The organism is Deltaproteobacteria bacterium (genome assembly GCA_030654105.1).
Classification (GTDB): Bacteria; Desulfobacterota; SM23-61; order SM23-61; family SM23-61; genus JAHJQK01.
Genome location: JAURYC010000100.1, coordinates 1 through 3,162 on the forward strand (window position 1 = coordinate 1; position 3,162 = coordinate 3,162).

Consider the following 3,162-nt stretch of genomic DNA (forward strand, 5'->3'; position numbering starts at 1 on the left):
GCATGTCGGAGACCGGCACCTGGAATACCATCAATCGTCCCGGGATGATCAAAATCGGCTCGGTGGGAAAAGCCCGGGAGAGCTTTGAGGTGAAAATCTTCGATGACCAGGACAACGAGGTGCCCCCTGACCAGGTGGGAGAGATCGTCATCCGGCCCAAGAAGCCCTTTATCATGTTCAACGGGTATTATAAGATGCCGGAAGAGACCCTGAATGATTATCGGAACCTATGGTTTCATACCGGCGATTTGGGAAGGGTTGATTCTGAGGGGTATTATTATTTTTGCGGCCGGAAGAAAGAAAGAATCCGCCGCGGCGGGGAGAACTTCACCCCTTATGAAATTGAAAAAGTCCTCATGGAGCATCCGGCTGTGGCCGAAGCGGCGGCAGTAGGAGTACCCGACCCGATCCTGGGGGAAGAAATTAAAGTTTATGTAGTTCTGCGAGAAGGGCATACGGTGGAGCCTCAAGATTTAATCGAATGTTGCCAAATTAGGCTACCTAAATTCATGGTCCCCCGTTACCTGGAATTTGTTCCCCACCTCCCTAAAACCCCTTCTGAGAAAGTACAAAAAGTGGCCCTGAAATCCAGGGGCATCGGGTCAGCCTGGGACCGCTTTGCCCAAGAAGGGGGAAAATCCGGTTAATCCGCTTCTTCATGACTACCCCCTCGGAATGGATTCTTATAATTTCCTTTTCCCTTGACATATATTAGACAATATTGTAAACAATTTTGAAAACGATACCCGGGAATTTTATGCCGCTTCAAAAAGCTCTATCGCGGAGCAAACCGCTGCGGGAAGCCGTCTATACGGATCTCAAAAAGCAGATTTTATCCGGCCGCCTTCTTCCAGGATCCCGGCTGGTCGAATCCACTCTGGCCGATCAACAGCAAGTCAGCCGGACCGTCCTCCGGGAAGTGATTAAACAACTCGAACTGGAAGGGTTGGTCAAAATTGTTCCTTATAAAGGAACGGAAAATCCCCGCTTCTCGTTGGAAGATATTGGCGCAATCTATGAAATTCAATCCACGCTGGAGGGAATGGCGGCCGGACTGGCAGTAAAAAGAATGGGCAAAATGGGCTTCCCTGGGGGAGAAAGAAATGAATCTTACCGACAAAGAAAAAAAGATGCTGGATGGTGTTTGGGGCATGGGCCCCCAAAGCGCCATGCGACTTTTGGTCACCCTGGGAGAGATTTACGGGGCCCAAAGAATGATCCCGGTTTCTTCCTGCCATGTGGGTGGACGGAGCTATTTGATATCGGGGGAAGAGAATATCGAGTGGATGAACGACCTCCTCAATGGAGGGGCCCGCTTCCAGGTATTCACTTCCACCAACCCCTGCTCCGTGGATTTCCAGCAGTGGCAAAAGATGGGCCTCCCGGAGAAGCTCGTCTTCAACCAGCGAAGGGCAGACGACCCCTACCTGAAGATGGGAGCCATCCCCTTAGGGAGCTGCCTACCCTACCAGCTGGGTAATTTACCCCTGCCGGGAACCCATTTTGCTTGGGGAGGTTCAGCCGGGGCAACTTTTGTCAACTCGGCTTTTGGGGCAAGAGGGAATCGGGAGGGATCGCCGTCGGTCATCGCCGCTGCCATCACCGGGGTAACCCCGGAATTCGGGCTCCACCTGAAAGAGAACCGCTATGGTCAAGTCTTAGTGGACCTCTCAGGACTGGACCATTCTTCCTTGACGCTCTCCGAGTATTCCGCAATCGGATCTTATGTGGGGAGAACTCTGGTGGAAAAGACCCCCGTAGTCGTAGGGCTTCCCCCAACCTTCAGTCAGGACCAGATCCGTTTTCTTATTTCCCCCATGCCCACGGCCGGAGCCATTTCCCTCTGCCACCTGGCGGGTATCACCCCCGAAGCTCCGACCGCAGAAGTGGCCTTTGGCGGTAAAAAACCTGAATATTCGATTGCGGTAGGCCCCCAAGAGATACGGACTTCTTTCGAAAAACTGACCACGACCCAGAAAGAAGAAATCGATTTAGTTTGCTTTGGCTGTCCTCACTGTAGCCTCCCGCAGATCCGGGAGATCGCCTCCCTGCTGGAGGGCAAGAAGATCCACGAAAACACCCGGCTTTGGGTGGCCACTTCAGGCCATCTCAAGGATATTGCCCAACGCATGGGCCTGGTGGAAATCATCGAAAAAGCAGGGGGGTTGGTAACCACAGACCTATGCGTTGCCCCGGGAGCTCCTTTTCACCTGGTTGAGGGGGTAAAAACAGTGGCCACCAACAGCGCCCGGGGGGCCTATTTTATCCCCGGGGCATGCAATGTGGATGTCATTTTTGGGGAAACGAGAGATTGTATCCAAGCAGCGCTCAGAGGGCAATGGAGGAGGTCCAAGTGAAGATCATCCTGAAAGGACGCAAGGTCATTGGTGGAAAGGCCGAGGGAGAAGCTGTGGTTACCCGCCAGCCAGTGAGTTTTCTCGGTGGGGTGAATCCAGATAAAGGAATCGTGGTGGAAAAGGGACATGAATTAGAAGGGCAATCCCTCACCGGGAAAATCTTTGTCTTCCCTCATGGCAAAGGGTCTACCGCCGGCCCCTACATCATTTATGCCATGGCCAAGCGCAGGACAGCCCCGGCGGCCATGATCAATGTAGAAGCCGAGCCTATCATTGCCGTGGGTGCGGCCATGGGGAACATCCCTTTGGTGGACCGGCTCGATCAAAACCCGCTGGAAGTCATCGCCACGGGGGATTACGTAAAGATTGATGGAGATCAAGGAATTGCCGAAGTCATAAAAAAGGGGGTGGAAAAGGATTAAAAAGAATTCAAGGGGAGCTGTCGAGGATCCCTCTTTCTAAGGGGGATGAATTCTTCTCCGTATACAAAAAAACGGGCATCGGAATGATCGAGGATATAAAAAACTTCATCCGCCGCCAGGCGAAAATTGATCGGGGTGAAAACTCCTCCGGCCTTGGCTGTTCCCAAATAGACCTCGACAAACGGATTCGAGTTGAAGAGCAGGGCAGCAACTTTATCTCCTTTTTGCAGGTTGAAACGCAGAAGGGAGTGGGCGAATTGGTTGGCCCGCCGGTTGAACTCCTGGAAAGTATACTTTTTATCTTCACAAAGAAGGGCTGTCCGCTCAGGAACCTTATGGGACGCCAGGGTCAGGATCTGGCCTACATTCATATCAAACTCCAT

At 52.4% G+C, this 3,162-nt stretch carries 4 protein-coding genes; 3 read left to right on the forward strand and 1 reads right to left on the reverse strand.

What is annotated here, in order from left to right:
- The 3 genes from Q7V48_03785 to Q7V48_03795 all read left to right on the forward strand — a co-directional run.
- Window positions 1-647, forward strand: a 647-nt coding sequence (locus Q7V48_03785) for an AMP-binding protein (GenBank protein MDO9209856.1), incomplete at its 5' end; no start/stop codon positions are given.
- Window positions 648-1,103: 456 nt separating this feature from the next.
- Window positions 1,104-2,357, forward strand: coding sequence for an aconitase X catalytic domain-containing protein (locus tag Q7V48_03790; GenBank protein ID MDO9209857.1), 1,254 nt, complete (start codon window positions 1,104-1,106; stop codon window positions 2,355-2,357).
- The gene (locus tag Q7V48_03795; GenBank protein MDO9209858.1) at window positions 2,339-2,779 is read left to right on the forward strand and encodes a DUF126 domain-containing protein; all 441 of its coding nucleotides are present in this window, start codon (window positions 2,339-2,341) and stop codon (window positions 2,777-2,779) included. Before Q7V48_03790 ends, Q7V48_03795 begins: the two co-directional genes overlap by 19 nt.
- Here the strand turns inward: Q7V48_03795 and Q7V48_03800 are convergent.
- The coding region (locus Q7V48_03800; protein MDO9209859.1) for an AMP-binding protein at window positions 2,776-3,162 on the reverse strand (387 nt) is incomplete at its 5' end. The genes Q7V48_03795 and Q7V48_03800 overlap by 4 nt on opposite strands.

Bases quoted from the DNA above. Each gene is read 5' to 3' on its own strand.
- Q7V48_03790 (MDO9209857.1), top strand. From the start codon at position 1,104: ATGAATCTTACCGACAAAGAAAAAAAGATGCTGGATGGTGTTTGGGGC.
- Q7V48_03795 (MDO9209858.1), top strand. From the start codon at position 2,339: ATGGAGGAGGTCCAAGTGAAGATCATCCTGAAAGGACGCAAGGTCATT.